General features: G+C 45.4%; 25 protein-coding genes and 1 pseudogene. 20 read left to right on the top strand and 6 right to left on the bottom strand.

The window, feature by feature from the left end; translation table 11 throughout:
• The first annotated feature begins 11 nt into the window (after nucleotides 1–11).
• The 3 genes from mmgD to prpB are packed head-to-tail and all read left to right on the top strand — an operon-like array spanning nucleotide 12 to nucleotide 3491.
• Nucleotides 12–1136 (top strand): citrate synthase, encoded by a 1125-nt coding sequence (gene mmgD / locus AU387_RS07745; protein WP_059335395.1) that lies wholly within the window; start codon nucleotides 12–14, stop codon nucleotides 1134–1136.
• 14 nt (nucleotides 1137–1150) lie between these two features.
• The gene (locus AU387_RS07740) at nucleotides 1151–2569 is read left to right on the top strand and encodes a bifunctional 2-methylcitrate dehydratase/aconitate hydratase (RefSeq protein WP_059335394.1); all 1419 of its coding nucleotides are present in this window, start codon (nucleotides 1151–1153) and stop codon (nucleotides 2567–2569) included.
• Between the two features lie 16 nt (nucleotides 2570–2585).
• Nucleotides 2586–3491, top strand: a complete 906-nt coding sequence (prpB, locus tag AU387_RS07735) for a methylisocitrate lyase (protein WP_059335393.1) — start codon at nucleotides 2586–2588, stop codon at nucleotides 3489–3491.
• Nucleotides 3492–3526: 35 nt separating this feature from the next.
• On the opposite strand, the gene AU387_RS07730 is transcribed toward prpB, so the two are convergent.
• Nucleotides 3527–3769 (bottom strand): DUF2627 domain-containing protein, encoded by a 243-nt coding sequence (locus AU387_RS07730; protein WP_024121990.1) that lies wholly within the window; start codon nucleotides 3767–3769, stop codon nucleotides 3527–3529.
• A 151-nt stretch (nucleotides 3770–3920) separates the two neighbouring features.
• On the opposite strand from AU387_RS07730, the pseudogene AU387_RS07725 reads away from it, so the two are divergent.
• From AU387_RS07725 to AU387_RS07690, 8 genes and pseudogenes are all read left to right on the top strand, one after another.
• Nucleotides 3921–6000 (top strand): annotated as a pseudogene (locus tag AU387_RS07725) (sigma 54-interacting transcriptional regulator).
• Nucleotides 6001–6124: 124 nt separating this feature from the next.
• Complete coding sequence (gene yqiS / locus AU387_RS07720) at nucleotides 6125–7024, top strand: phosphate butyryltransferase (RefSeq protein ID WP_044154664.1); 900 nt, start codon at nucleotides 6125–6127, stop codon at nucleotides 7022–7024.
• An 11-nt stretch (nucleotides 7025–7035) separates the two neighbouring features.
• A complete protein-coding gene (gene bcd / locus AU387_RS07715) occupies nucleotides 7036–8130 on the top strand; it encodes a branched-chain amino acid dehydrogenase (protein WP_059335392.1) in 1095 nt (364 codons plus the stop codon).
• A 23-nt stretch (nucleotides 8131–8153) separates the two neighbouring features.
• A complete protein-coding gene (gene buk, locus AU387_RS07710; protein ID WP_044154667.1) occupies nucleotides 8154–9239 on the top strand; it encodes a butyrate kinase in 1086 nt (361 codons plus the stop codon).
• Between the two features lie 19 nt (nucleotides 9240–9258).
• Nucleotides 9259–10683: a dihydrolipoyl dehydrogenase gene (gene lpdA / locus AU387_RS21490; protein ID WP_059335391.1), complete on the top strand. Its 1425-nt coding sequence runs from the start codon at nucleotides 9259–9261 to the stop codon at nucleotides 10681–10683.
• 21 nt (nucleotides 10684–10704) lie between these two features.
• Nucleotides 10705–11697 carry a 3-methyl-2-oxobutanoate dehydrogenase subunit alpha gene (bfmBAA, locus tag AU387_RS21485; protein WP_044154670.1) on the top strand — a complete coding sequence of 331 codons (993 nt, stop codon included), beginning with the start codon at nucleotides 10705–10707 and terminating at the stop codon, nucleotides 11695–11697.
• Nucleotides 11698–11710: 13 nt separating this feature from the next.
• Nucleotides 11711–12694 (top strand): 3-methyl-2-oxobutanoate dehydrogenase subunit beta, encoded by a 984-nt coding sequence (gene bfmBAB, locus AU387_RS07695; RefSeq protein ID WP_059335390.1) that lies wholly within the window; start codon nucleotides 11711–11713, stop codon nucleotides 12692–12694.
• Nucleotides 12695–12715: 21 nt separating this feature from the next.
• Nucleotides 12716–13981 carry a dihydrolipoamide acetyltransferase family protein gene (locus AU387_RS07690; protein WP_059335389.1) on the top strand — a complete coding sequence of 422 codons (1266 nt, stop codon included), beginning with the start codon at nucleotides 12716–12718 and terminating at the stop codon, nucleotides 13979–13981.
• A 61-nt stretch (nucleotides 13982–14042) separates the two neighbouring features.
• Here AU387_RS07690 and AU387_RS07685 read toward each other — a convergent pair whose 3' ends face one another.
• From AU387_RS07685 to AU387_RS07675, 3 genes are all read right to left on the bottom strand, one after another.
• Entirely contained in the window at nucleotides 14043–14879 is an 837-nt protein-coding gene (locus AU387_RS07685; RefSeq protein ID WP_059335388.1) for a MerR family transcriptional regulator, read from the bottom strand.
• Nucleotides 14880–14950: 71 nt separating this feature from the next.
• Nucleotides 14951–16120, bottom strand: coding sequence for a multidrug efflux MFS transporter Bmr (gene bmr / locus AU387_RS07680; RefSeq protein WP_059293638.1), 1170 nt, complete (start codon nucleotides 16118–16120; stop codon nucleotides 14951–14953).
• A 123-nt stretch (nucleotides 16121–16243) separates the two neighbouring features.
• Nucleotides 16244–17137, bottom strand: a complete 894-nt coding sequence (locus AU387_RS07675) for a YegS/Rv2252/BmrU family lipid kinase (RefSeq protein WP_059335387.1) — start codon at nucleotides 17135–17137, stop codon at nucleotides 16244–16246.
• A gap of 161 nt (nucleotides 17138–17298) precedes the next feature.
• Here AU387_RS07675 and brxB point away from each other — a divergent pair, with 161 nt between their 5' ends.
• The 6 genes from brxB (at nucleotide 17299) to AU387_RS07645 (ending at nucleotide 21850) form a co-directional block, all read left to right on the top strand.
• Nucleotides 17299–17736 carry a bacilliredoxin BrxB gene (gene brxB / locus AU387_RS07670; protein WP_024121978.1) on the top strand — a complete coding sequence of 146 codons (438 nt, stop codon included), beginning with the start codon at nucleotides 17299–17301 and terminating at the stop codon, nucleotides 17734–17736.
• Between the two features lie 269 nt (nucleotides 17737–18005).
• Nucleotides 18006–18773, top strand: coding sequence for an arginine ABC transporter substrate-binding protein ArtP (artP, locus tag AU387_RS07665; protein WP_059335386.1), 768 nt, complete (start codon nucleotides 18006–18008; stop codon nucleotides 18771–18773).
• A gap of 80 nt (nucleotides 18774–18853) precedes the next feature.
• On the top strand, nucleotides 18854–19513 hold the full coding sequence (gene artQ / locus AU387_RS07660; RefSeq protein ID WP_014664528.1) for an arginine ABC transporter permease ArtQ: 660 nt from the start codon (nucleotides 18854–18856) through the stop codon (nucleotides 19511–19513).
• Complete coding sequence (gene artM, locus AU387_RS07655; RefSeq protein WP_059335385.1) at nucleotides 19506–20228, top strand: arginine ABC transporter ATP-binding protein ArtM; 723 nt, start codon at nucleotides 19506–19508, stop codon at nucleotides 20226–20228. Before artQ ends, artM begins: the two co-directional genes overlap by 8 nt.
• Nucleotides 20229–20299: 71 nt before the next feature.
• Nucleotides 20300–21268 (top strand): aromatic acid exporter family protein, encoded by a 969-nt coding sequence (locus AU387_RS07650; protein WP_044156725.1) that lies wholly within the window; start codon nucleotides 20300–20302, stop codon nucleotides 21266–21268.
• A 51-nt stretch (nucleotides 21269–21319) separates the two neighbouring features.
• Complete coding sequence (locus AU387_RS07645) at nucleotides 21320–21850, top strand: L,D-transpeptidase (RefSeq protein WP_059335384.1); 531 nt, start codon at nucleotides 21320–21322, stop codon at nucleotides 21848–21850.
• A 20-nt stretch (nucleotides 21851–21870) separates the two neighbouring features.
• Here the strand turns inward: AU387_RS07645 and prli42 are convergent, their stop codons facing one another.
• A complete protein-coding gene (gene prli42 / locus AU387_RS21565; protein WP_003226489.1) occupies nucleotides 21871–21963 on the bottom strand; it encodes a stressosome-associated protein Prli42 in 93 nt (30 codons plus the stop codon).
• Nucleotides 21964–22052: 89 nt separating this feature from the next.
• Between prli42 and mce the strand changes: the two genes are divergently transcribed.
• From mce to AU387_RS07630, 3 genes are read left to right on the top strand one after another with little or no spacing between them, the layout of a single operon-like run.
• Nucleotides 22053–22475: a methylmalonyl-CoA epimerase gene (mce, locus tag AU387_RS07640; protein ID WP_059293642.1), complete on the top strand. Its 423-nt coding sequence runs from the start codon at nucleotides 22053–22055 to the stop codon at nucleotides 22473–22475.
• Nucleotides 22468–23991: an acyl-CoA carboxylase subunit beta gene (locus AU387_RS07635; protein WP_082687879.1), complete on the top strand. Its 1524-nt coding sequence runs from the start codon at nucleotides 22468–22470 to the stop codon at nucleotides 23989–23991. The genes mce and AU387_RS07635 overlap by 8 nt, the downstream gene beginning before the upstream one ends.
• A gap of 17 nt (nucleotides 23992–24008) precedes the next feature.
• Complete coding sequence (locus tag AU387_RS07630) at nucleotides 24009–25124, top strand: tripeptidase T (protein WP_044154721.1); 1116 nt, start codon at nucleotides 24009–24011, stop codon at nucleotides 25122–25124.
• A 48-nt stretch (nucleotides 25125–25172) separates the two neighbouring features.
• Here the strand turns inward: AU387_RS07630 and AU387_RS07625 are convergent, their stop codons facing one another.
• Nucleotides 25173–25901 (bottom strand): YqjF family protein, encoded by a 729-nt coding sequence (locus AU387_RS07625; protein WP_059335382.1) that lies wholly within the window; start codon nucleotides 25899–25901, stop codon nucleotides 25173–25175.
• Nucleotides 25902–26006: the final 105 nt, after the last annotated feature.

Genomic DNA, 26006 nt, shown 5'->3' with positions numbered 1-26006 from the left:
AGGTTGAGAATATGGATGGTAAACAGCCTTTTTCTCCAGGTCTGGACGGGGTCGTCGCGGCAGAAACGGATATTTCTTATCTTGACACACAGTACAGCCAGATATTGATTCGAGGCTATGATTTAATTGATCTTTCAAAAACCAAAAGCTATCTAGAACTGGTGCATCTATTGCTGGAGGGGAGGCTGCCGGATGAAAATGAAACGGAAACTGTCAAAAGGAAGGTCAACAGCGCTTCAAACCTGCCGGCTGACCTTGTCCGTCTTCTTGAGCTGCTGCCTGAACATACACATCCGATGGATTGTCTGCGAACCGGGGTATCGGCTCTTGCCGGCTACGACCGCCAAATTGACGATCGGTCGCCTTCTGCAAACAAGGAGCGCGCCTATGAGCTTTTAGGGAAAATGCCTGCGCTCACAGCAAGCAGCTATAGAAAGATAAATAAAGGAAAACCGATTCCTCCGCTTCAGCACCTTTCCTACAGTGCGAATTTCCTATACATGATGACAGGGAAAATACCGTCCGCATTGGAAGAGCGGATCTTTGACCGTTCACTCATTCTGTACAGTGAGCATGAGATGCCGAATTCAACCTTTACGGCCAGGGTGATCGCTTCAACACAATCGGATCTTTATGGCGCATTGACAGGAGCAGTAGCTTCTTTGAAGGGGAATCTTCATGGAGGCGCAAACGAAGCGGTCATGTATATGCTTTTGGAGGCAAAAACAAAGGCTGATTTTGAACAAATCCTGTTATCGAAACTGAGAAGAAAAGAAAAAATCATGGGCTTCGGCCACCGGGTGTACATGAAAAAAATGGACCCGAGAGCGCTTATGATGAAAGAAGCGCTTCAGCAGTTATGCGATCAAGCCGGAGATCACCGTTTATACGAAATGTGTGAAGCAGGGGAGCAGCTGATGGAGCGGGAAAAAGGGCTTTATCCAAATTTGGATTATTACGCCGCCCCGGTATATTGGATGCTGGGTATACCAATTCCATTGTATACACCTGTCTTTTTCAGTGCGAGAACGGCAGGCTTATGCGCACATGTGATTGAACAGCATACCAATAACCGCTTGTTCCGCCCGCGTGTCCGCTATACAGGTCCGCGATATGAGAACAAATCCAACTCATGAAAGGAATGGGGCGAATGCTGAAAACGGATCATGTCATTGAAGAAATAACAGACTATGTGCTTGAGAAAGAGATTACGAGTTCAGAAGCGTTTACAACGGCAGGTCACGTTTTGCTGGATACACTCGGCTGCGGGATTTTAGCGCTCCGCTATCCCGAATGCACCAAGCTGCTCGGCCCGATTGTCCCCGGAACCATTGTGCCAAACGGAAGCAGAGTGCCGGGAACGTCATATGTTCTTGATCCTGTACGGGCGGCATTTAACATAGGATGTATGATCCGCTGGCTTGATTACAACGATACGTGGCTTGCGGCGGAGTGGGGGCATCCGTCAGATAACTTGGGGGGCATTCTTGCGGCGGCTGATTATGTATCAAGAGTGAGGCTGTCTGAAGGAAAAGAGCCATTAACGGTTCGCGACGTCCTTGAAGCGATGATCAAGGCTCACGAAATTCAAGGTGTGCTGGCTTTAGAAAACAGCTTAAACCGTGTCGGGCTTGATCATGTGTTGTTTGTCAAGGTGGCAACGACGGCTGTAGCCGCAAAGCTGCTGGGCGGCGGAAGGGAAGAAATCAATCATGCGCTTTCGAATGCTTGGATTGACAATGCCGCCTTGCGGACATACCGGCATGCGCCTAATACAGGCTCGCGCAAATCGTGGGCCGCAGGAGATGCGACCAGCAGGGGCGTTCATCTCGCACTGATGGCGTTAAAAGGCGAAATGGGTTATCCGACAGCTTTGACTGCTCCGGGCTGGGGCTTTCAAGACGTCTTATTGAACAAGAAAGAGATCAAGCTCGCCCGCCCGCTTGACGCGTATGTCATGGAAAATGTGTTGTTCAAAGTCTCTTATCCTGCGGAATTCCACGCCCAGACAGCGGCAGAGTGTGCCGTCATTCTTCATCCGCATGTCAAAGACCGTATCGATGAAATTGACCGTGTTGTTATCAAAACGCATGAATCAGCTATCCGCATCATTGATAAAAAAGGCCCGCTGCATAATCCCGCGGATCGCGATCATTGTCTGCAATACATCACAGCGATTGGTTTGATATTCGGTGATATCACTGCACAGCATTATGAGGCTGATACGGCAAGTGATCCAAGAATAGATAAACTTCGAGAAAAAATGGAAGTGACTGAAAACAAAGCATATACGGAAGATTATCTCAAACCAGATAAACGCTCCATTTCAAATGCCGTTCAGATTCATTTTAAAGACGGAACGAGTACAGAGATGGTTGAATGTGAATTTCCGCTGGGCCATCGTTTTCGAAGAGACGAGGCTGTGCCAAAATTGTTAGAAAAGTTTTCTGCGAATCTTAAAACCCATTTTCCAGAGAAGCAGCAAAAACATATTTACAAGCGCTGCACCAGCTCTGAAACATTACAAACGATACGCGTAAACGATTTTGTCGATATGTTCTGTATGTGAAAGGAGGACTCATATCTTGTCTTGGATCGTCAATGAGCAATCGTCACAAGAAGAACTTGCTGAACGCTTCCGCAAGCTGATGTGTGCGCCGGAAATATTGCAAATTCCCGGCGCTCATGACGGGATGGCCGCCTTGCTTGCGAAGGAGGCCGGTTTTTCTGCCTTATACTTATCGGGTGCGGCTTATACGGCCAGCAGGGGGCTGCCTGATCTTGGAATTGTTACGTCGGCAGAAATGGCCGAGCGGGCAAAAGATCTCGTGCGCGCAGCAGACCTGCCTTTGCTCGTTGATATCGATACGGGTTTTGGCGGGGTATTAAACGCTGCCCGCACCGCCCGCGAGATGCTGGAAGCAAGGGTGGCAGCAGTGCAAATAGAGGACCAGCAGCTTCCGAAAAAATGCGGGCATTTGAATGGCAAACAGCTTGTCCCGGCTCAGGAATTGGTGCAAAAAATAAAAGCCATGAAACAAGCGGCACCATCGCTTGTGATTGTCGCCCGTACAGATGCAAGAGCGCAGGAAGGACTTGAATCCGCAATAAAACGCGCTTTGGCATACATTGAGGCGGGAGCGGACGCAATTTTCCCTGAAGCGCTTCAAACGGAAAACGAATTTCGCCAGTTTGCTGAACAGATCCCTGTCCCGCTTCTTGCCAATATGACTGAGTTTGGGAAAACGCCGTATTATCATGCAGATGAATTTGCTGCTATGGGGTTTCAGATGGTGATCTATCCGGTCACCTCGCTCAGAGCTGCGGCAAAGGCTTATGAACGGATGTTTAGCTTGATAAGGGAGCGCGGATCGCAAAAAGAAGGGCTTGATGATATGCAGACGCGTAAGGAGCTGTATGAAACGATTTCTTATTATGATTATGAAGCGCTGGACAAAACGATTGCCAAGACCGTCTTGCCTGATAAATAATGCGAACAAAAAAGCCGGAGCATTCTCCGGCTTTTTTACATCTTTTGTTTTCTGAATCGCGGACTGACTTGATTGCGTTTTCTGTCTCTGTACAAGATGAACCCGGCCAGCACATACAGGCCGAAAACGAAAAAGATTAATCCTGATAAACCTTGGAGCCAAAGAGAAGAAAATGGCTTTACCGTATGGCCGAAAAGCATATCTCTCATCAGTTTAATGCCTAAAGCAGAAATGGCGCCGGGGAGCACTAAAATCAAAAGCGCAAGAAGTCGGCTCATGTTCAGAAAACCCCTTTATTTTTCATTTCCTTTATTGTCCAGCGGAAAAAATATTTTGTCAAGAGAAGAAAACGTGGTAACATAGGGTTGTGCAAATTATTGCAACGGAAAAAACAGGTATGCAAATTTTTTCATACAAAGGGGTATTGGGATGCAGAAGGTACTGATCGTAGGTGCCGGTAAAAGGGGAACGGCGTTATTACAAATTCTCATTAAAACAGCCATCATAGACATTATTGCCGTGGTTGACAAAAACCCCGAAGCGCCGGGATTAAAAGAAGCAAAACATTATGGAATTGCCGTTTCATCTGATTGGAAACCATACATACAACAAAAGCCGGATATCGTTATTCATACAACGGGTGAACAAGCTGTACTTGACGAACTCCTTCAGGAAAAACACGAGCAGACCATTGTTATGCCGGGAAAGATGGCTTACATTGTGTTTCAGCTTATGGAAGAAAAACAGCAGCTGATTCAAATGCTAAAAGAACAAACATACAAACATGACCGAATCTTTAATTCCACCCACGACGGAATGATTTTTATTGATATCAATGAAGAGATCATTCTGTTTAATCATATGGCTGAAAATATGGTGGGAAAACAACGTGAGGAAGTCATTGGACGTCCGATCAAAGAAGTCATCCCGAGCACAAAGATGCCTCGGATTTTAAAAACGAGAGAGCCTGAATACAATCAAAAACAGCTCTTGGGTGAAAATTTGCAAATTGTAACAACAAGGCTGCCGATCATTGATGAAGGCGGACGTCTGCTCGGAGCACTCAGTGTATTTAAGGATATTACAGATGCGGTCGAACTGGCGGAGGAAGTGACAAATCTAAAACAGGTGCGCACGATGCTGGAGGCGATTATACAATCCTCCGACGAGGCGATTTCTGTCGTTGATGAAAACGGCATTGGCCTGTTGATCAATAAAGCATACACAAAAATGACTGGGCTTTCTGAAAAAGAAGTCATCGGCAAGCCGGCGAGCACTGATATTTCTGAAGGGGAAAGCATGCATTTAAAGGTGCTTGAGACAAGACGCCCAGTGCGCGGCGTCAGAATGAAGGTCGGCCCGAATGAAAAAGAGGTCATCGTCAATGTAGCGCCGGTGATTGTGGATGGCATTTTAAAAGGCAGTGTCGGCGTGATCCATGACGTGTCAGAAATTAAAATGCTGACCGCGGAGCTTAACAGGGCCAGGCAGATTATCCGCACGCTCGAAGCGAAATATACTTTTGACGACATTATCGGCAAAAGTGAGCAAATGCTGGTTGCGCTTGAACAGGCGAAGCTTGGCGCGAAAACGCCGGCAACGATTTTGCTGCGCGGAGAATCGGGCACGGGCAAAGAGCTGTTTGCCCATGCCATCCATAACGAAAGCGACAGGAAATACAATAAATTCATCCGCGTAAATTGCGCCGCTCTTTCAGAAAATCTTCTGGAATCAGAACTGTTTGGCTACGAGGAAGGCGCGTTTTCGGGAGCGAAGCGCGGCGGCAAGAAGGGCTTATTTGAAGAAGCCAATAACGGCAGTATTTTCTTAGACGAAATCGGCGAGCTGACGCAAAATATGCAGGCGAAACTGCTGCGCGTCCTTCAAGAAAAAGAGATCGTTAGAGTGGGAGGCACGAAGGCAATCCCTGTTAATGTGAGAATTATTGCAGCCACAAATGTAAATATCGAAAAAGCAATGGCGGATGGGACGTTCCGTGAAGATCTGTACTACCGCATCAATCGCTATCCCATCTCTATCCCTCCTTTGCGTCACCGGATTGAAGACATTGAAGCGCTCAGTGAAAGGCTCATTCAAAAAATTAACCGCGATTACGGCCGGAATGTAAAGGGACTGACCCAGCAGGCTTTGCGGGCATTGTCGGCTTACCATTGGCCGGGAAATGTCCGCGAGCTGGAAAATGTCCTTGGACGAGCAATGATTTTTCTGAAGCCGCACATGGAATGGATTGAAAAAGAGCATTTGCCTGTATTTGAAATAGAACAAAAAAGAAAGCAGCGCAGAACAGGGAGCCGGTTTTGATTTTCCTGACATCGAAGGCGAAAAGCTGTCTAAGGCCGTTGAAAAATTTGAAGCGCACTTGATTCAGCAAACGCTGGAAAAGCATCATTTTAACCGTACGAAAACAGCGAAAGCCCTCGGCGTCAGCATTCGAAATTTATATTACAAAATGGATAAATACGGCCTTGCAAATGAAGGCATGCAATAACTTGCAGAATAAGCGCAAACGCCTGCACGAATCTTTCTTCGCATCCATCATGACAGCATCGCACCGAGCTGGCATAGAACTTGCATAATAAAAAGCGGAGTCGAGACAAGAAAGGTGGTAACTGATGAAGCTGAAAGATTTGATCGGCAAAGCGTCGATGTACAAAAACAAGACCATTGCGGTTGCTCATGCTGAGGATGAGGAAGTGATCCGGGCTGTGAAACTGGCAGCCGAGCATTTGTCCGTCCGTTTTTTATTAGTGGGCGACAGCAAAAAACTGAACGACCTGACATCCTCCATGCAAGGGCATCAAGTGGAAATCATGCATGCCAATACGCCGGAGGAATCGGCGAAGCTAGCGGTTCGCGCTGTTCATCAAAAAAAAGCAGACGTCTTAATGAAAGGAAATGTGCCGACTTCTGTTTTGCTTAAAGCGGTATTAAACAAACAGGAAGGGCTGCGGAAATCCCGTGTCCTTTCGCATGTGGCCGTGTTTGATATTCCTGACTTTGAGAGACTCATGTTTGTGACAGATTCGGCTATGAATATTGCCCCTTCGCTGGAGGAGCTTCAGCAGATTCTTCAAAATGCTGTTCATGTCGCGCGTGCAGTAGGGAACAATATGCCAAAAGCGGCTGCCCTTGCAGCGGTAGAAACGGTAAATCCGAAGATGGAAGCGACGGTCAATGCAGCTGCTCTCGCCCAAATGTGCAAAAGAGGGCAGATTAAAGGGTGCATTGTAGATGGACCGCTTGCCTTGGATAACGCAGTATCGCAAATTGCCGCGGCTCAGAAAAAGATTTCGGGAGACGTAGCGGGCAGCGCCGATATCCTTCTTGTCCCTTCGATTGAAGCGGGAAATATTTTATATAAATCACTGATTTATTTTGCGAAAGCACACGTGGCGGCTGTCATTACGGGGGCCAAAGCGCCGATTGCATTAACGAGCAGAGCGGATTCCGCTGAAAACAAACTGTATTCGATCGCGCTGGCATTATGCGCATCTGAAGAATACACACTTTAGGAGGAACTGATATGGAACTTTTTAAATATATGGAGCAATACGATTATGAGCAATTGGTTTTCTGCCAAGACGAACAATCAGGATTAAAGGCAATTATCGCAATTCATGATACAACATTGGGACCAGCGCTCGGTGGAACGAGAATGTGGACGTATGAAAATGAAGAAGCTGCGATTGAAGACGCACTGAGACTTGCAAGAGGCATGACTTATAAAAACGCGGCGGCAGGCTTAAACCTGGGTGGCGGAAAAACGGTTATCATCGGCGATCCGCGCAAGGATAAAAATGAAGAAATGTTCCGCGCGTTCGGCCGTTATATTCAAGGGCTTAACGGCAGATACATTACGGCTGAGGATGTCGGCACAACGGTTGAGGATATGGATATCATTCATGATGAAACAGATTTTGTCACAGGTATTTCTCCTGCATTCGGCTCTTCAGGAAATCCGTCTCCTGTTACGGCTTACGGGGTGTATAAAGGCATGAAGGCTGCGGCTAAAGCTGCATTCGGTACGGACTCTCTTGAAGGAAAAACCATCGCTGTACAGGGTGTTGGCAACGTGGCTTACAATCTATGCCGCCACCTTCATGAAGAAGGAGCAAGCTTAATCGTTACGGATATCAACAAGCAATCAGTTGAACGTGCGGTACAAGATTTTGGTGCACGTGCGGTTGATCCAGAAGATATTTATTCACAAAACTGCGATATTTATGCGCCGTGTGCTCTTGGTGCAACCATTAATGACGATACTATTAAGCAGCTGAAAGCTAAAGTGATTGCAGGCGCGGCTAACAATCAGCTGAAAGAAACTTGCCACGGCGATCAAATTCACGAAATGGGCATTGTTTACGCACCGGACTACGTCATCAACGCGGGCGGCGTTATCAACGTGGCGGATGAGCTTTACGGCTATAATGCGGAACGTGCACTGAAAAAGGTTGAGGGCATTTACGCCAATATTGAACGCGTCCTTGAAATTTCCCAGCGTGACGGCATTCCGACGTATTTAGCGGCTGACCGCTTGGCTGAAGAACGAATTGAACGCAATCGCCGCTCAAGAAGCCAGTTTTTGCAAAATGGCCACCATATATTAAGCAGACGCTAAGAAATTGATCTGGAGGTTTTGAAATGCTACATGATGAAAAACGCATTCTCACCATTAATCCAGGCTCAACTTCAACGAAAATCGGTGTTTTTCATAATGAACGCAGTATTTTTGAAAAAACACTGAGACACAACATAGAAGAGCTGCAGCAGTTCGACCATATTATTGACCAGTATGAGTTTCGAAAAAAGCATATCCTCGAAACGCTTCATGAACAGGGCATCAATATTTCAAAATTTGATGCTGTCTGTGCCAGAGGCGGTCTTCTCCGTCCGATAGAAGGAGGGACATATGAAGTGAATGACGGCATGATTGAGGACTTGAAAAGCGGTTATGCAGGACAGCATGCCTCCAATTTAGGAGGCATTATCGCAAGAGAAATTGCTGACGGCCTCAACATTCCATCTTATATTGTAGACCCTGTTGTAGTTGACGAAATGTCAGAGCTCGCTAAAATATCAGGCATGCCGGAAATTGAACGGAAAAGCATCTTTCATGCGTTAAACCAAAAAGCTGTCGCCCGTAAGGCGGCAGCCTCTCTTGGCAAACGATATGAGAATATGAAAATGATCATTACTCATTTGGGCGGCGGCATTACAATAGGTGTACATGACCGGGGCCGGGTGGTGGATGTCAACAACGGCCTTCACGGAGAGGGGCCGTTCAGTCCTGAACGCGCAGGAACAGTGCCTGCGGGGGATCTCGTCAATTTATGCTTTTCAGGAGAATATACAAAAGAAGAAATGATGAAAAAACTGGTGGGAACCGGCGGACTCTCCGGTTATCTCGGTACAAATGACGCTGTGAAAGTAGAACAAATGATTCAGGAGGGCGATGAAAAAGCCCGCTTAATTTTTGACGCCATGGCGTATCAGGTAGCGAAGGAAATCGGAGCAGCAAGCGCCGTTTTAAAAGGCGAAGTCGAGGCCATTGTTCTGACAGGAGGTCTGGCTTACGGCAAAAGCTTTGTTTCCAGCATCAGATCATACATAGATTGGATTTCGGACGTTTTAGTATATCCGGGAGAAAACGAACTGCAATCTCTGGCCCAGGGAGCGCTCAGGGTATTGCAGGGCGAAGAGCAATCCAAACAATATCGCATTGAATAGACAGACAGGAGTGAGTCAGATGGCAACTGAGTATGATGTAGTCATTCTGGGCGGCGGTACAGGCGGTTATGTCGCGGCGATCAGAGCGGCGCAGCTCGGCTTAAAAACAGCCGTTGTAGAAAAAGAAAAGCTCGGCGGAACATGCCTGCATAAAGGCTGTATTCCGAGTAAAGCGCTGCTGAGAAGCGCGGAAGTGTACCGGACAGCCCGTGAAGCCGATCAATTCGGAGTCGAAACGTCTGGCGTTTCCCTCAACTTTGAAAAGGTACAGCACCGTAAGCAGGCTGTTGTTGATAAGCTTGCAGCAGGCGTCAATCATTTAATGAAAAAAGGAAAAATTGACGTGTATGACGGATATGGGCGCATCCTCGGACCGTCTATTTTCTCTCCGCTGCCGGGAACGATTTCTGTTGAACGGGGAAATGGCGAAGAAAATGACATGCTGATTCCGAAGCAGGTCATTATAGCAACAGGCTCAAGGCCGAGAATGCTTCCGGGTCTGGAAGCGGACGGAGAGTTTGTTTTGACCTCGGATGAAGCGCTCCAAATGGAGAAGCTTCCAAAATCGATGATCATCGTCGGCGGAGGGGTCATTGGAATCGAATGGGCATCCATGCTTCATGACTTTGGCGTAAACGTAACGGTTATTGAATATGCGGACCGGATATTGCCGACTGAAGACCAGGACATTTCAAAAGAGATGCAAAGCCTTCTTACGAAAAAAGGAATTCAGTTTGTCACAGGAGCTAAAGTGCTGCCTGATACGTTGAAAAAATCGTCAGGCGAAATCAGCATACAAGCGGAAAAAGACGGAGAAACCGTTACCTACTCTGCTGAAAAAATGCTCGTTTCCATCGGCAGACAGGCAAATATCGAAGGAATCGGGATAGAAAACACCGATATTGTCACTGAAAATGGCGTCATTTCAGTAAATGAAAGCTGCCAAACGAAGGAGTCTCATATTTATGCAATCGGAGACGTAATCGGTGGCCTTCAGCTAGCTCATGTTGCATCGCATGAAGGAATCATTGCCGTTGAGCATTTTGCGGGTCTCAATCCGCATCCGCTTGATCCAACACTTGTACCGAAGTGCATTTACTCAAGTCCTGAAGCTGCCAGTGTCGGCTTAACAGAAGATGAGGCAAAAGCGAATGGGCATAATGTCAAGATCGGCAAGTTCCCATTTATGGCAATTGGAAAAGCGCTTGTATATGGAGAAAGCGACGGATTTGTAAAAATCGTGGCGGACCGTGAAACGGATGATATTCTCGGCGTGCATATGATAGGCCCGCATGTCACTGACATGATATCAGAGGCAGGTCTTGCAAAAGTGCTGGATGCGACGCCATGGGAGGTCGGACAAACGATCCACCCGCACCCGACGCTGTCTGAAGCGATTGGAGAAGCAGCGCTTGCTGCAGATGGCAAAGCCATTCATTTTTAAAAGCATAAAGGAGGCGCTTGAATGAGTACAAACCGACATCAAGCATTAGGGCTGACTGATCAGGAAGCCGTTGATATGTATAGAACCATGCTGTTAGCAAGAAAAATCGATGAAAGAATGTGGCTGTTAAACCGCTCTGGTAAAATCCCGTTTGTTATCTCTTGTCAAGGACAGGAAGCAGCACAAGTAGGAGCAGCTTTCGCCCTTGACCGTGAAACAGACTATGTGCTGCCTTACTATAGAGACATGGGTGTCGTGCTTGCGTTTGGCATGACCGCGAAGGACTTAATGATGTCCGGGTTTGCCAAAGCAGCAGATCCAAACTCAGGAGGCCGCCAAATGCCGGGGCATTTCGGTCAAAAGGAAAACCGGATTGTGACGGGGTCATCTCCGGTAACAACGCAAGTGCCGCATGCGGTCGGCATTGCGCTGGCTGGACGCATGGAGAAAAAAGATATCGCGGCTTTTGTCACATTTGGAGAAGGATCTTCAAACCAAGGCGATTTCCATGAAGGGGCAAACTTTGCCGCTGTTCATAAGCTTCCGGTTATTTTTATGTGTGAAAACAATAAATACGCGATTTCGGTCCCTTACGATAAGCAAGTGGCATGTGAAAATATTTCAGATCGTGCCGTAGGCTATGGAATGCCTGGCGTAACTGTGAATGGAAACGATCCGCTCGAAGTTTATCAAGCGGTGAAAGAAGCGCGTGAACGGGCGAGCAGAGGAGAAGGCCCTACCTTAATTGAGACGATTTCTTACCGCCTGACACCGCATTCCAGCGATGACGACGACAGCAGCTACAGAGGCCGTGAAGAAGTAGAGGAAGCGAAAAAAAGTGATCCCCTGTTTACTTATCAAGCTTACTTAAAGGAAATAGGCCTGCTGACCGAAGAGATAGAACAAACCATGCTGGACGAAATCATGGCAATCATAAACGAGGCGACAGATGAAGCGGAGAACGCTCCTTATGCAGCTCCTGAGTCAGCGCTCGATTATGTGTATGCGAAGTAGGGAGGAAGTACAAATGTCAGTAATGTCATATATTGATGCGATCAATTTGGCAATGAAAGAAGAAATGGAACGAGATTCACGTGTCTTCGTTCTTGGGGAAGATGTAGGAAAAAAAGGCGGGGTATTTAAAGCCACAGCCGGTCTGTACGAACAATTTGGAGAAGAGCGTGTCATGGATACGCCGCTTGCTGAATCAGCGATCGCCGGAGTTGGTATCGGAGCGGCTATGTACGGCATGAGGCCGATTGCTGAAATGCAGTTTGCTGATTTTATAATGCCGGCGGTAAACCAGATTATTTCCGAGGCTGCTAAAATCCGCTACCGCAGCAACAATGACTGGAGCTGTCCGATCGTTGTCAGAGCGCCGTACGGTGGCGGCGTGCACGGAGCGCTTTATCATTCTCAATCAGTCGAAGCGATTTTCGCCAATCAGCCCGGACTGAAAATTGTGATGCCTTCAACGCCATATGACGCGAAAGGACTCTTAAAAGCCGCAGTTCGTGATGAAGACCCGGTGCTGTTTTTTGAGCACAAACGCGCGTACCGTCTGATCAAAGGAGAGGTTCCGGCAGATGATTATGTACTTCCTATCGGCAAAGCTGATGTAAAAAGGGAAGGCGACGACATCACGGTGATCACATACGGGCTTTGTGTCCACTTTGCTTTACAGGCTGCAGAACGTCTCGAAAAAGACGGCATTTCTGTACATGTGGTGGATTTAAGAACGGTATACCCGCTTGATCAAGAAGCGATCATCGAAGCCGCATCCAAAACCGGAAAGGTCCTTTTGGTCACAGAAGATACAAAAGAGGGCAGTATCATGAGTGAGGTGGCTGCCATTATATCCGAGCATTGTCTGTTCGACTTAGACGCGCCGATCAAACGGCTTGCAGGTCCTGATATTCCGGCTATGCCTTATGCGCCGACAATGGAAAAATACTTTATGCTCAACTCTGATAAAGTAGAAGCGGCGATGAGAGAATTAGCGGAGTTTTAAAGACGTAAGGAGGATACGATCATGGCAATAGAACAAATGACGATGCCGCAGCTTGGCGAAAGTGTAACGGAGGGCACAATCAGCAAATGGCTTGTCGCCCCTGGAGATAAGGTGAACAAATACGATCCGATTGCGGAAGTCATGACAGATAAGGTAAACGCGGAGGTTCCGTCCTCTTTTACCGGTACAATAACAGAGCTTGTGGGAGAAGAAGGCCAGACCCTGCAAGTCGGAGAAGTGATTTGCAAAATCGAAACAGAAGGCGCAAAGCCGGCTGAACAAAAACAAGATCAGACGGAAGTGCCAACTGCCGGGCAAGCTGCTCCTGAAAGCCACACTGAAGCAGCCAGCCAGGCCAATAAGAAACGTTTTTCTCCAGCCGTACTTCGTTTGGCCGGAGAGCACGGCATTGATCTTGAGCATGTGACAGGAACGGGCGCCGGAGGAAGGATTACGAGAAAAGATATTCAGCGTATCATTGATTCAGGCGGCGTTTCCGAACGGACTGAGGAGCCAAAAGCAGCTGCTCCTGCACCAGTGCAAAAACAGGAGACGAAAGAAGATGTTTCTCATCCTGCTTCAGCAGCCGGTGATAAAGAAATTCCTGTCACAGCTGTTAGAAAAGCGATCGCTTCAAATATGAAACGAAGCAAAACAGAAATTCCTCACGCTTGGACGATGATGGAAGTCGATGTCACAAACATGGTGGCATACCGAAACAGTATAAAAGATTCCTTCAAGAAAACTGAAGGCTTTAATTTAACTTTTTTCGCTTTTTTCGTAAAAGCGGTCGCTCAGGCGTTAAAAGAATACCCGCAAATGAACAGCATGTGGGCGGGGGACAAAATCATTCAGAAAAAAGATATCAATATTTCAATCGCGGTTGCCACGGAAGATTCTTTATTTGTTCCAGTGATCAAAAACGCTGATGAAAAAACAATTAAAGGCATTGCGAGAGAAATTACCGACCTTGCCAAAAAGGTAAGAGACGGAAAACTGTCAGCAGACGATATGCAGGGAGGAACGTTTACCGTCAACAATACAGGTTCTTTCGGATCTGTTCAGTCGATGGGAATCATCAATTATCCTCAGGCTGCGATTCTTCAAGTGGAATCGATCGTCAAACGCCCGGTTGTCATGGATCACGGCATGATTGCAGTCAGAGATATGGTCAATCTGTGCCTGTCTTTAGATCACAGAGTGCTTGACGGCCTCGTGTGCGGAAGATTCCTGGCACGTGTCAAAGAAATTTTAGAATCTATAGATGAGAAAACCTCTGTCTACTAAACAAACAGAAAGAGCATTTTTTGAACGATAACTTCAAAAAATGCTCTTTTTCTATGTATCATTAATCTGCGATTCGAATTTTCATCTCAACCCGATATTCTTCTTGTTTTTTCGGCGAATAATGAATCGGTATGATTAACTCGTATACATCACTGATAACCGTTAATTGATGGTCCGCGATATACTTAATCAGCTTCTGTAAGTTGAGAAAATAATGCTCCGGCGAGAAATTATAAGCGATACAAACATATTTGCCTTTTGGTATCGTTGTGATTTCCATATCCGGCGTAATCGAAGAAATTTGTTTATTCGTTAAGACAGGCGTGAAAATATGACGGTAAGTCATTTCATCAATGTTGTTGTACGGCTGAAACGAGAAAGTAGCACCGTAGCTATTGTTCGTAAAACCATCAGCTGATTCGATAAAGGTTTTTAGTTTGCTGTATGAAGCGTTGAGCACGTTTTCAGGCCCGATTCCCTCTGCCTCTGTCTGTATAATCCGTATTTCTTCTTCATCTAGAACAAACACCTCACCGAGCGCAGGATATTCCATCTGCCGCTTCATTCGCTTTTTCACCAGAGCAATGGTCTGCTCCAATGTTGATAAAAAATCTAATTTCTCCTTGATTTGCTTTTCCTGCTCTGTATAAAAAGAAAACAGTTCTTCCATCTCTAATTCCTGTGCCTTTTTCATCTCTTCTAAAGGTGTGCCGATATATTTTAATGATTTAATCAAATCAAGATGATAGAGCTGGGAGTCTGTATAAAAGCGGTATTTGGTATCCGGGTCGACGTAGGCGGGTTTAAATAAATCAATCTTATCGTAATACCGAAGCGCTTTAATCGACACATTTGCCAGTTTTGAAACTTCTCCAATTGAGTAAAACGAGTCCTTCATGCCATCACTCCCCTTATGATCAGTATAACAAAAAAGCGCATCCTTTGCAGTACACAAAGAATACGCTTTTTTTACATGCTGGCTTTTATATGGGCAGGGGCTTTCCAGGCAATGGTCAGCGCAATGCCAATGGCTAAAGCTGCTGTTGCAAAATAGAATGGATAGTTTAAGTCAATATCGAATAGCATTCCCCCGATAATAGGGCCGAACACATTACCGATGCTCGTAAACATTGAATTCATCCCGCCGGCAAACCCCTGTTCATTTCCCGCAATTTTTGACAGATAGGTTGTTACGGCCGGCCGCATAAGATCGAATCCGACAAATACGGTGAAGGTAACTAATAAAATCGCAGCATATGAATTTACGAGGGTCAGCAAAAACACAAGACTAGTTGAGAGAATTAAGCTGTAGCGGATTAAACGGATTTCCCCAAACCACCTTGTGAAGCGGTCGAATAACACGACTTGCGTGATGGCTCCGACAATTGCTCCACCAGTTATCAAAATGGCAATGTCACTGGCCGTAAATCCGAATTTATGATCAACAAATAACGCAAATAAAGATTCAAACGATGCTAATCCAAAAGACGATATTAAAATGATGAGAAAAGCAATGAAATACATAGGTGCAAAAATCCGCTTGAATCCTGTCTTTTGGCCCTCTATTTTCTCATTCTCAGGATTTCGCTCCGGTTCCCGAAGCGTCAGCATCGATAAAATGGCTGCTATTAACGCAAAGGCTGCCGCAAAGAAGAAAGGCAGACGGGAATGGATTTCCGCTAAAAATCCGCCAATGCCGGGACCGATAATAAAACCTGTTGAAATAGCGGCTGACATATAGCCGAGCGCTTTCGGCCGTGTTTTAACAGTAGTGATATCGGCGATAAAAGCCGTGACCCCGGGCATAATGAAAGCAGCACTGATACCGCCAAGCATACGGGATATAAATAAAATGTCAACTGTTTTTCCGATGCCGAATAAAAACTCTGAAACACTAAAAAACAACAGGCCAATCACGATCATAATTTTGCGTCCGAAGCGGTCAACCCAGCGTCCGGCGATTGGTGACACAATAAGCTGCGTAACAGCGAAGCATGCAACCATATAGCCGACCGCGGTACCGGATAAATGCAATTCATTCATAATCGCGGGCGTTACCGGAATCACAAGCCCGATCCCTAAAAAAGCAATGAATAAATTGGTTAATAATATAGCTAATGTGATGTTCTGTTTCTTCATGTGACTTCCCCTTTTTACGAAAGTGTATCCCTTATACTGTAAGACCTCCTCTTAGGGGAGAGTCAACGGATTTCTTTCTATGAAGCTATTCGCACTTTATAAACGTCCATGATCAGCGGACAGTTATTCATTGCGGGGATTAAGCATGTCAATGTGCTGCGGAAGGACTTGAATCACAGCCGGTGTATGTGTATACACTTCTCCATCTGTATCAGCCTTTTTAACGGTATCCGTTTCAATTTCGACGCGAGAGGCCTGAACATAGGACAGCTCTCCGGTGAATCGCTCTATTGTACCCTGTTCCATATTCATCAGCTCGCGCAAAGCGGAGAGATTGGTGCTGCGGCAAATGAGGATATCGAGTAATCCGTCACATATACTGGCATCCGGCAGGGGAATTCGATTCGTTCCGATGTACTGTCCGTTCATGACAAGCAGCATAACGGCTTCATCTTTTATCTCTTGCCCATCGATTGTCAATGAAATAGGAAAGGATTCAGCAGATGAGACGGTCCGTAACGCGCTTGTAAAATAGCTGATTTTTCCTAATAGCGCTTTTTCCGTTTCGTTGATTTGATTCGATGTTTCTGCGATCAGGCCGATCCCCCAGAAATTCAAAAAATAACGATCGTTCATCTGGCACACATCAACCTTGGATTTTTTTCCTGACACAAGTGCTTCGGCTGCCTTTGCAAGATTTTGAGGAATGCTCAGGACTCTTGAAAAGTCATTGCACGTTCCGCCGGGCAAAATACCGACAGCTGGCCTTCTTTCTAAAGTACTGATGCCGTTGATGCATTGATGGACTGTACCGTCGCCGCCGAGAATAAAGACAGTCTCGATAGAATCATCTATTGAACGGCAAAAATGATAGGCATCGTCTTTTTTCTTTGTCTGTTTAATGATCACCTCATCTAACGATTGTGATAAAACCGGCACAACAGCTCCTAATGCTTTTTCTATATTTTTGTTGCCGGCGTTTCCGTTATGAATAAGTAAAGCTTTCCTGTGGCTCATACAAAACTGCTCCTTTATTTATACATCTGATCATATAATTCCCTTTTCTTGTAAGCAGTAAACGGAAAGCAAAAAATCCTCCGATATAAGCGGTGGCATTTGCCGATAAGGAGGTTTCCTTGCTATCATAGGAACAGATGATGAAAAAGGAGAGGTCTTCATTGAACATGGACTTTAATTTATTTATGAATGATGTTGTCCGCCAAGCGAGACAAGAAATTACGGCTGCCGGATATACCGAGCTGAAAACAGCTGAAGAGGTGGACGAGGCACTTACGAAAAAAGGAACGACGCTTGTCATGGTCAACTCTGTCTGCGGATGCGCGGGCGGGATCGCAAGACCGGCTGCATACCATTCCGTTCATTATGACAAAAGACCTGACCAGCTCGTGACTGTGTTTGCGGGACAGGATAAAGAAGCGACGGCAAGAGCGCGCGAATATTTCGAAGGATATCCGCCATCCTCTCCGTCATTTGCTATTCTAAAAGACGGGAAAATCATGAAAATGGTGGAGCGTCATGAAATTGAAGGCCATGAGCCGATGGCAGTTGTCTCAAAACTGCAGGAAGCCTTCGAAGAATATTGCGAAGAAGTATAAGATAATAAAACCCCGGATGCCCGAGCGGCACGGGGTTTTTTTGTGCATAAAATTCCAAGTGATAATGAATAAATATTAGAGTTTATTCAATAGCTACGCTACAGAAGATGTCCTTTTATATAGTAATATGAAAAGAGATTGCTGGAAAAATAAGCTTCGAGATAATTTTTAAAAATAGTATTGCATAAAAATAAGAAAGTGTTTAAAATACAAATTAACGAATAAATATTCAAATATGATAAAAGTAATGAATATGGGGGAAATGGATCATGAAAAAATGGCTCTTATTACTGATAGCTGCGTGCATCACCTTTGCATTATCTGCTTGCGGCTCAAGCAGTTCAGGTTCAGAAAGCGGCAAGAAAAAATTAGTTATGGGAACTTCGGCGGATTACAAACCGTTTGAATATAAAGATGGCGATAACATTGTCGGTTTTGATGTAGATTTGGCAAAGGCCCTTGCGAAGAAAACCGGCTACGAAATTGAAGTGCAGGATATGGACTTTAACAGCTTAATTACAGCACTGAAATCAAAGCAAGTTGATTTGGTTTTGTCAGGAATGACACCGACGCCTGATCGTAAAAAACAAGTTGATTTTTCCGATGTATATTACACAGCGAATCATATGATTGTCAGCAAAAAAGACAGCGGCATTAAGTCTTTAAAAGATCTGAAAGGAAAAACAGTCGGCGTTCAGCTTGGCTCCATTCAGGAAGAGAAGGGGAAAGAGCTTTCTCCGGAATATGATTTTAAAACAGAAGACCGCAACAGAATTTCTGATTTGGTGCAGGAAATCAAATCTGACCGCTTTGACGCCGCGATTATTGAAGACATGGTGGCAGAAGGGTATTTCAAATCAAATGATGACCTGCAGGGCTTCGTGATTCCTGATGCGAAAGCGGAAGAAGCCGGTTCTGCGATTGCTTTCAGAAAAGACAGTGAACTGACGGACAAATTCAATAAAGCGCTCAAAGAAATGCAAGATAACGGAGAGCTCGAAAAATTGAAGAAAAAATGGTTCACTGGCGAGAAGTAAAAAAAGCGGCTCAACTTTTTCGTTGAGCCTTTTTATTGAATAGGAAATCTTTTTTCCTGTAAGAAAAGGAGACAAAGGCTATGAATTTGGATTTTTCAGCAACGATTCCCCAAATTCCTTTTATATTAGAAGGCTTAGCAATCACATTAAAAATTGTTGTTGTATCTGCTATTATCGGACTTATATTAGGGATTGTGCTAAGCTTATGCAAGATCAGCACATTCCGCCCGCTGATCTGGATTGCTGATTTTTACACATCAGTATTTCGCGGCACGCCTTTAGTGCTGCAGCTTATGATTGTTTATTTTGGGCTCCCACAGCTGCTCGGCTTTCAAATTGACCAGTTTTGGGCGGCGGTTGTCGCATTGTCACTGAATTCCGCTGCTTATGTATCGGAAATTATCAGAGCGGGAATCAACGCAATTGATAAAGGGCAAAAAGAGGCTGCTGTCGCACTGGGTGTTCCGTACGGCAAAATGATGAAGGATCTGCTTTTGCCGCAGGCCTTCAAAAATATATCACCTGCCATTGTAAATGAATTAATTACGTTAACAAAAGAATCGGCGATCGTTACAGTTATTGGTCTTGGCGATGTCATGAGACGCGCGTATCAAGCTGGCGCCGCCACTTACAATTACCTTGAGCCGCTGATTATCGCCGGTTTGATTTATTATGTGCTTGTCCTTATTTTAACGTTTATCGGCAAGGCTGTAGAAAGGAAGCTGAAATCCAATGATTAAGGTTGAAAAGCTGTCAAAATCATTTGGGAAACATGAAGTATTAAAAAACATTTCAACAAACATCGCTGAAGGTGAGGTTGTTGCCGTCATCGGCCCTTCAGGCTCAGGCAAATCAACATTTCTTCGCTGTTTGAATCTCTTGGAGAAACCTAACGGCGGAACCATCACAATTAAAGACAAAGAGATTACGCAGCCGAAAACCAATTCATTAAAGGTACGAGAAAACATCGGAATGGTATTTCAGCATTTTCATCTTTTTCCGCATAAAACGGTTCTCGAAAATATCATGTACGCGCCTGTAAATGTCAAAAAAGAATCCAAGCAGACTGCACAGGGAAAAGCCGAGGAGCTGCTGCGCAAAGTCGGATTGTTTGAAAAGCGAAATGACTATCCAAACCGTTTATCAGGCGGACAAAAGCAGCGTGTCGCCATCGCCCGTGCTTTGGCAATGAATCCTGAAATCATGCTGTTCGACGAGCCGACATCCGCGCTTGACCCTGAAATGGTCAAAGAAGTGCTCCAGGTCATGAAAGAACTGGTCGAAACCGGTATGACCATGGTAATCGTTACACACGAAATGGGCTTTGCAAAAGAAGTGGCCGACCGCGTGTTATTTATGGATGAAGGGATGATTGTCGAGGACGGCAATCCGAAAGAATTTTTTCTTTCGCCAAAATCCAAAAGAGCGCAGGACTTTTTAGAAAAAATATTATAGAATATAGGGAAAAAGGAGAAGGCTTGTGCTTCTTCTTTTTTGTTGAAGAAACAAATAGAATGGAGTCCGACATGTTTAAAATTGGTTACCGCACAATAAAGACAGCACTTGGAACAGCTCTGGCTATTTATATAAGCCAGCTATTGCATTTGCAAAACTTCGCATCAGCAGGAATCATCACCATTTTGTGCATACAAATCACACAAAAACGGTCGCTTCAAGCGTCATGGGCCCGATTTGCAGCATGCTGTCTGGCAATTCTCTTTTCCTATCTCTTTTTCGAACTGATTGGCTATCATCCGTTTGTCATTGGATTGCTTTTGCTGATTTTCATCCCAACAACAGTTGTATTAAAAATCAACGAAGGCATCGTCACCAGCTCTGTTATTATCCTTCATCTGTATATGTCCGGCGGCATTACGCCCCAATTCATCTGGAATGAAGTCCAGTTAATTACGGTGGGAATCGGCGTCGCTCTTTTAATGAATCTGTATATGCCGAGCCTTGACCGAAAGCTGATCGCCTATCGAAAAAAGATAGAGGACAATTTTGCTGTCATTTTCGCAGAAATCGAACGGTATTTGCTAACTGGTGAGCAAGATTGGACAGGAAAAGAAATTCCGGAAACACACCAGTTAATCACTGAAGCCAAAAACCTGGCGTACAGAGATGTACAAAACCACATACTGCGCCACGAAAATCAGCACTATCATTATTTTAAAATGAGAGAAAAACAATTTGAAATCTTCGAGCGCCTTCTTCCTAAAGTGACATCCATCTCCATTACGGTGGATCAGGGAAAAATGATTGCTGAATTTCTTCGCGATCTGCGGGAAGCAATTCACCCGGGGAATACAGCCTACAAATTTTTGAAAAGACTTGCTGACATGAGAAAAGAATTCGAAGAGATGCCGCTTCCTGCGACAAGAGAAGAATTTGAAGCGAGAGCCGCACTCTTTCATCTTCTTGGGGAAATGGAGCAATATTTAGTGATCAAAAGTTATTTCAAAGGAATCAAACAAGAAAAATCGCTCGCTTAACTCGCATGAGCTCATCCTACATTGGTCAACCTAATGGAAAAGGAGGAGCTTATGCGTTTTTTCTTATGTTCAATATTGATGATTATTTCTCCGATATGGCCTCTTGGCGAAAATCCGCTTCCGGGTGACCCGTATGTCATCGTCAACAAGAAAACAAATGAGCTTGCTGTCATCATCGACAACAAAATTGAAGGCGTTTATCGTGTGGCAACCGGAAAGTCGGATGATTTGACGCCCGAGGGAGAATTTTCGATTACAGTAAAAGCGTCGAATCCTTATTACAGAAAGAAAAATATTGAAGGCGGAGCTTCTGAGAATCCGCTTGGGGCAAGATGGATTGGGTTTGATGCGAGAGGGACAGACGGCCGGATCTACGGTATTCACGGGACAAACCGGGAAGAATCTATCGGTCAATTTGTATCTAACGGCTGTATACGTATGCATAACGATGAAGTTGTCCATCTGTTTCAAGAGATTCCGGTGGGGACGAGAGTGCTGATCACGAAAGACTCCCGGTCTTTTGAGGAGATTGCCATTGAGCATAAAGCCCTGATAAAAAAGCAGGATGTTCCCGTTCAATAAGGCCGCCTGCTTTTTTATCATTATAAAAACATAACGATTCCTGAGAGTACTGTTGAAAGAATAAAAACTCCCAAAATCACGATTAAAACGCTTTTCATCAGTTTTTGAGACATGGTTTCACTCCTTAGACAATCTGATTATATTTTAACGTGTTTTGTATGGGCGGACAAGCGATATCTATTGCCGGAAAGCAGGGATGAAAATGACCGGACTTGACCATATTGGGATTGCCGTTTATTCGATAAAAAAAGCCAGAACTTTTTATGAAGATGTATTGGGATTAACGTTTCTTCATCAAGAAACGGTTGAAGAGCAAAAGGTGATCATTGCTCTGTTTCAAGCGGGAGGTGTTTATTTGGAGCTGATCGAGCCGTTAACGCCTGACAGCCCTGTCCGTACATTTTTAGATAAAAAAGGAGAGGGGCTGCACCATGTTGCGTTTTTATGCAGCGGCTTAACAGATCAGCTTCAAGCATTATCAAACCGGCAAATTGACGTAATAAACAGGCAGCCGAGACAGGGAGCAAACGGGAAACGAATCGCGTTTATTTCTCCGCGGGAAACAAATGGCGTGCTTGTAGAGCTCTGTGAACCGAAAGGAGATCAAGACATTGAACATGAATGAACATATCGGTCATCTATACAACAGGCGCAGGCAGGCGGAAGAAGGCGGGGGACATGCAAAGCAGGCTGAACAGAGGAAAAAGGGAAAGCTCACAGCACGGGAAAGGATCGCCTATCTCCTGGATGAGGATAGTTTTATCGAATTATATCCTTTCATGGAGAGCCGAAGTTTAACTAGGGAGCAGCGTATATTGGGAGATGGAGTCGTGACGGGCTACGGGACGATTGACGGCCGCTCTGTATATGTGTTTGCGCAGGATTTTACCGTATTCGGCGGGGCGCTTGGCGAAACCCATGCGAAAAAAATCACCTCTCTGATGGATCTTGCAGCAAAAAATAAAGCACCGATTATCGGGCTGAACGACTCAGGTGGTGCGAGAATTCAAGAGGGTGTGGTATCATTAGATGGATACGGTCACATATTTTACCGAAACGTCTTATATTCCGGAGTCATTCCGCAAATCTCGGTTATATTAGGGCCGTGCGCTGGAGGCGCTGTGTACTCTCCGGCACTTACTGATTTTATCTTTATGGCAGAACAGACGGGCCGAATGTTTATTACCGGTCCGAAGGTCATTGAAAAAGTAACAGGAGAACAGGTTGATGCGGAGAGCTTAGGAGGAGCGGGAATACATAATGCCGTCAGCGGAAATGCCCACTTTTCCGGAAAAACGGAAGAGGAGGTTCTGGCAGGAGTGAAGAAGCTGCTGTCTTATTTGCCGCTCGACAAACAGATATCACTACCTTCATCTGGGGATGAGGCCTCCAGCTCGTTAATAAACCGCCTCGTGCCGGCTGACAGCACAAAGCCGTATGATGTTCGGGCGGTGATTCAGGAATTGGCTGATCCGCAGTCTTTTTTTGAGATTCAGCCGTATTTTGCGAAAAATATAGTCATCGGATTTGCAAAGCTTGGCCAAAAAACGATCGGAATTGTGGCAAACCAGCCGAAACATTTAGCAGGAAGCCTGACGATTGACGCGGCTGATAAAGCAGCGAGATTTATCCGGTTTTGTGACGCCTTTGACATCCCGCTGTTAACTGTCGAAGATGTTCCGGGGTTTTTGCCCGGCATTCAGCAGGAGCATAACGGCATTATCAGACACGGAGCCAAATTGCTGTTTGCTTATGCAGAAGCGACGGTCCCCAAAGTAACGCTCATTATAAGAAAAGCGTATGGCGGGTCGTATGTCGCCATGAACAGCAAATCCATCGGAGCGGATCTCGTGTTTGCTTGGCCAAATGCTGAAATCGCAGTGATGGGTGCTGAAGGTGCGGTATCTATTTTGTATCATAAGGATATTGAAGCGTCAGCTGACCCGCAAAAAACAAAATGCGAAAAAACAGCTGAATACAAAAAACAAAACGCCAGCCCTTACAAAGCGGCGGCATGCGGAATGGTCGATGACATCATTTTGCCGGAAGAATCAAGGAAAAGACTCATCCAAGCTTTTCACATGCTTGCACATAAGACAGAAGAGAGACCGAAAAAAAAGCACGGTAACATACCGCTTTAACATGGAGGGACTTACAAATGGTGAATGAAAAACGCCTGCTGGAAGAATTTTTAGAGCTTGTTCAAATCGATTCAGAAACGAAGCATGAAGCTGAAATCTGCAAAGTGCTGAAACAAAAATTTTCTGATTTAGGTGTAGACGTAAAAGAAGACGATACAATGGATATCACTGGCCACGGAGCCGGCAACCTGATCTGCACATTAAAAGGGACGAAAAAGACAGATACAATTTATTTTACATCTCATATGGACACAGTCGTACCCGGAAACGGCGTAAAACCGGTTGTTGAGGACGGATATGTCAAAACAGACGGCACAACGATTTTAGGCGCCGATGACAAAGCCGGATTGGCTGCCATGTTTGAAGCAATTAAAGTGCTCAAAGAAGAAAACATTGAGCACGGCACGATTGAATTCATCATCACTGTAGGTGAAGAATCAGGTCTGATCGGGGCAAAGGCGCTTGACCGTTCCATGATGACAGCATCCTACGGTTATGCTCTTGATTCAGACGGAAAAGTCGGCAATATCATTGTTGCGGCACCGACTCAGGCGAAGGTAAGAGCGGCGATTTACGGTAAAACTGCACACGCCGGAGTTGAACCAGAAAAAGGTATATCAGCGATTACAATCGCAAGCAAGGCGATTTCAAAAATGCCATTGGGCCGCATCGATGAAGAAACAACAGCAAACATCGGCCGGTTTGAAGGCGGCACACAAACGAACATTGTGTGCGACGAAGTTCATATTCTTGCTGAAGCCCGTTCTTTAGTTCCTGAAAAAATGGAAGCGCAGGTTCAAAAAATGAAAGCTGCTTTTGAAGAGGCGGCAGCTGATATGGGCGGACGTGCAGAAGTTGAAATCGAAGTCATGTATCCAGGGTTTAAATATCAAGATGGCGACCAGGTCGTTGAAATCGCGAAAAAAGCGGCTGCGAAAATCGGACGCACAAGCGAGCTGCAAACGAGCGGCGGCGGAAGCGACGCAAACGTAATCGCAGGCCATGGCATCCCAACGGTCAATCTTGCAGTCGGGTATGAGCAAATTCATACGAAGAACGAAAAAATGCCGATTGAAGAGCTGGTGAAAACAGCAGAAATGGTTGTTGCCATTATTGAAGAAGCAGCAAAATAATGAAGAAAACCCGAGTGCGGATCTGGCATTCGGGTTTTTTTCTGACAGTCAGCGCCATTGTCGAAGCGGCCAAAATAACACGTCTTGTTTTTTGGCATAATGAAGCAGCGGTTCTGAGTCTGGTAAAGTGATTTCGTGAGCATCAGCCACTGTATTGATTGAAAACTGGGCCTCGGCTCTTTGAAGAAGCCAAGGATGATGGTGAATGTCCTCATAATAGAGCTTGTCACGATGGGCGGTGTAGAGTCTGTAGCGCTCCGTCAGCCAGTAATCAAGCGAATCCTCTTGCGCTGTAAAAGGCGGAGAGAGCGGCCGGTACTTGGCGCCGAATTCTGCTTTTCCGGCATCTCTCCGTTTGCTTCTATATTCCATATTATCCCCATTTTTTTCAGCTTTCATATCGGCGTAAAAATAAGGCAAATGAAAGAAAGTCCGTGCACCTTGAACTGCCAGCCGATGATCAGCATCTAAGCTGAAGAAATAAATGCCCGGCTTGCCTTTATAGGTGACATAAGTACGCAGGTTAAGCTCTGGAAAGGACTGGGCTCCGGGAATAGGAGGGAGAAAACGCGCGCGAAGGTTTGTGAGCATAAAGGGAAGCACGCTGACCCAAGCTTGTCCGTTATATGTATCTATGTCCAATATCGGCGGAATCTTAGCTCGAAGGGTAGAGTAATTAACCGGCCAATGAGCAAATAAGACATCATTCCATGTTTGTTTCATGATCCAAATTCCCTCAGGCACAGAAATATTTTTTTGTTGAGACTGTTCCGTCACGACACCAGCTCCTTTCGTTTGGATGTGAGTAAAGGTATTCCCGATTTTCTTCTTTTTAAACGAATGCAGGTTCTAAAACGTGATGGAAATAAAAAAACAACTCCG

This window comes from Bacillus halotolerans, assembly GCF_001517105.1.
GTDB classification, from domain to species: domain Bacteria; phylum Bacillota; class Bacilli; order Bacillales; family Bacillaceae; genus Bacillus; species Bacillus halotolerans.
Note: the sequence above shows the minus strand (reverse complement) of the source record. Positions and strands in the feature narration are given on the sequence as shown.

Bases quoted from the DNA above. Each gene is read 5' to 3' on its own strand.
- bfmBAB (WP_059335390.1), top strand. From the start codon at position 11,711: ATGTCAGTAATGTCATATATTGATGCGATCAATTTGGCAATGAAAGAA.
- buk (WP_044154667.1), top strand. From the start codon at position 8,154: ATGCTACATGATGAAAAACGCATTCTCACCATTAATCCAGGCTCAACT.
- AU387_RS07675 (WP_059335387.1), bottom strand. From the start codon at position 17,137: ATGAGCCACAGGAAAGCTTTACTTATTCATAACGGAAACGCCGGCAAC.
- AU387_RS07730 (WP_024121990.1), bottom strand. From the start codon at position 3,769: ATGAGCCGACTTCTTGCGCTTTTGATTTTAGTGCTCCCCGGCGCCATT.
- yqiS (WP_044154664.1), top strand. From the start codon at position 6,125: ATGAAGCTGAAAGATTTGATCGGCAAAGCGTCGATGTACAAAAACAAG.
- mce (WP_059293642.1), top strand. From the start codon at position 22,053: ATGACCGGACTTGACCATATTGGGATTGCCGTTTATTCGATAAAAAAA.
- artM (WP_059335385.1), top strand. From the start codon at position 19,506: ATGATTAAGGTTGAAAAGCTGTCAAAATCATTTGGGAAACATGAAGTA.
- AU387_RS07690 (WP_059335389.1), top strand. From the start codon at position 12,716: ATGGCAATAGAACAAATGACGATGCCGCAGCTTGGCGAAAGTGTAACG.
- lpdA (WP_059335391.1), top strand. From the start codon at position 9,259: ATGGCAACTGAGTATGATGTAGTCATTCTGGGCGGCGGTACAGGCGGT.
- bfmBAA (WP_044154670.1), top strand. From the start codon at position 10,705: ATGAGTACAAACCGACATCAAGCATTAGGGCTGACTGATCAGGAAGCC.
- mmgD (WP_059335395.1), top strand. From the start codon at position 12: ATGGATGGTAAACAGCCTTTTTCTCCAGGTCTGGACGGGGTCGTCGCG.
- bcd (WP_059335392.1), top strand. From the start codon at position 7,036: ATGGAACTTTTTAAATATATGGAGCAATACGATTATGAGCAATTGGTT.
- AU387_RS07650 (WP_044156725.1), top strand. From the start codon at position 20,300: ATGTTTAAAATTGGTTACCGCACAATAAAGACAGCACTTGGAACAGCT.
- AU387_RS07685 (WP_059335388.1), bottom strand. From the start codon at position 14,879: ATGAAGGACTCGTTTTACTCAATTGGAGAAGTTTCAAAACTGGCAAAT.
- artP (WP_059335386.1), top strand. From the start codon at position 18,006: ATGAAAAAATGGCTCTTATTACTGATAGCTGCGTGCATCACCTTTGCA.
- AU387_RS07630 (WP_044154721.1), top strand. From the start codon at position 24,009: ATGGTGAATGAAAAACGCCTGCTGGAAGAATTTTTAGAGCTTGTTCAA.
- AU387_RS07645 (WP_059335384.1), top strand. From the start codon at position 21,320: ATGCGTTTTTTCTTATGTTCAATATTGATGATTATTTCTCCGATATGG.
- bmr (WP_059293638.1), bottom strand. From the start codon at position 16,120: ATGAAGAAACAGAACATCACATTAGCTATATTATTAACCAATTTATTC.
- prli42 (WP_003226489.1), bottom strand. From the start codon at position 21,963: ATGTCTCAAAAACTGATGAAAAGCGTTTTAATCGTGATTTTGGGAGTT.
- AU387_RS07635 (WP_082687879.1), top strand. From the start codon at position 22,468: ATGAATGAACATATCGGTCATCTATACAACAGGCGCAGGCAGGCGGAA.
- artQ (WP_014664528.1), top strand. From the start codon at position 18,854: ATGAATTTGGATTTTTCAGCAACGATTCCCCAAATTCCTTTTATATTA.
- AU387_RS07740 (WP_059335394.1), top strand. From the start codon at position 1,151: ATGCTGAAAACGGATCATGTCATTGAAGAAATAACAGACTATGTGCTT.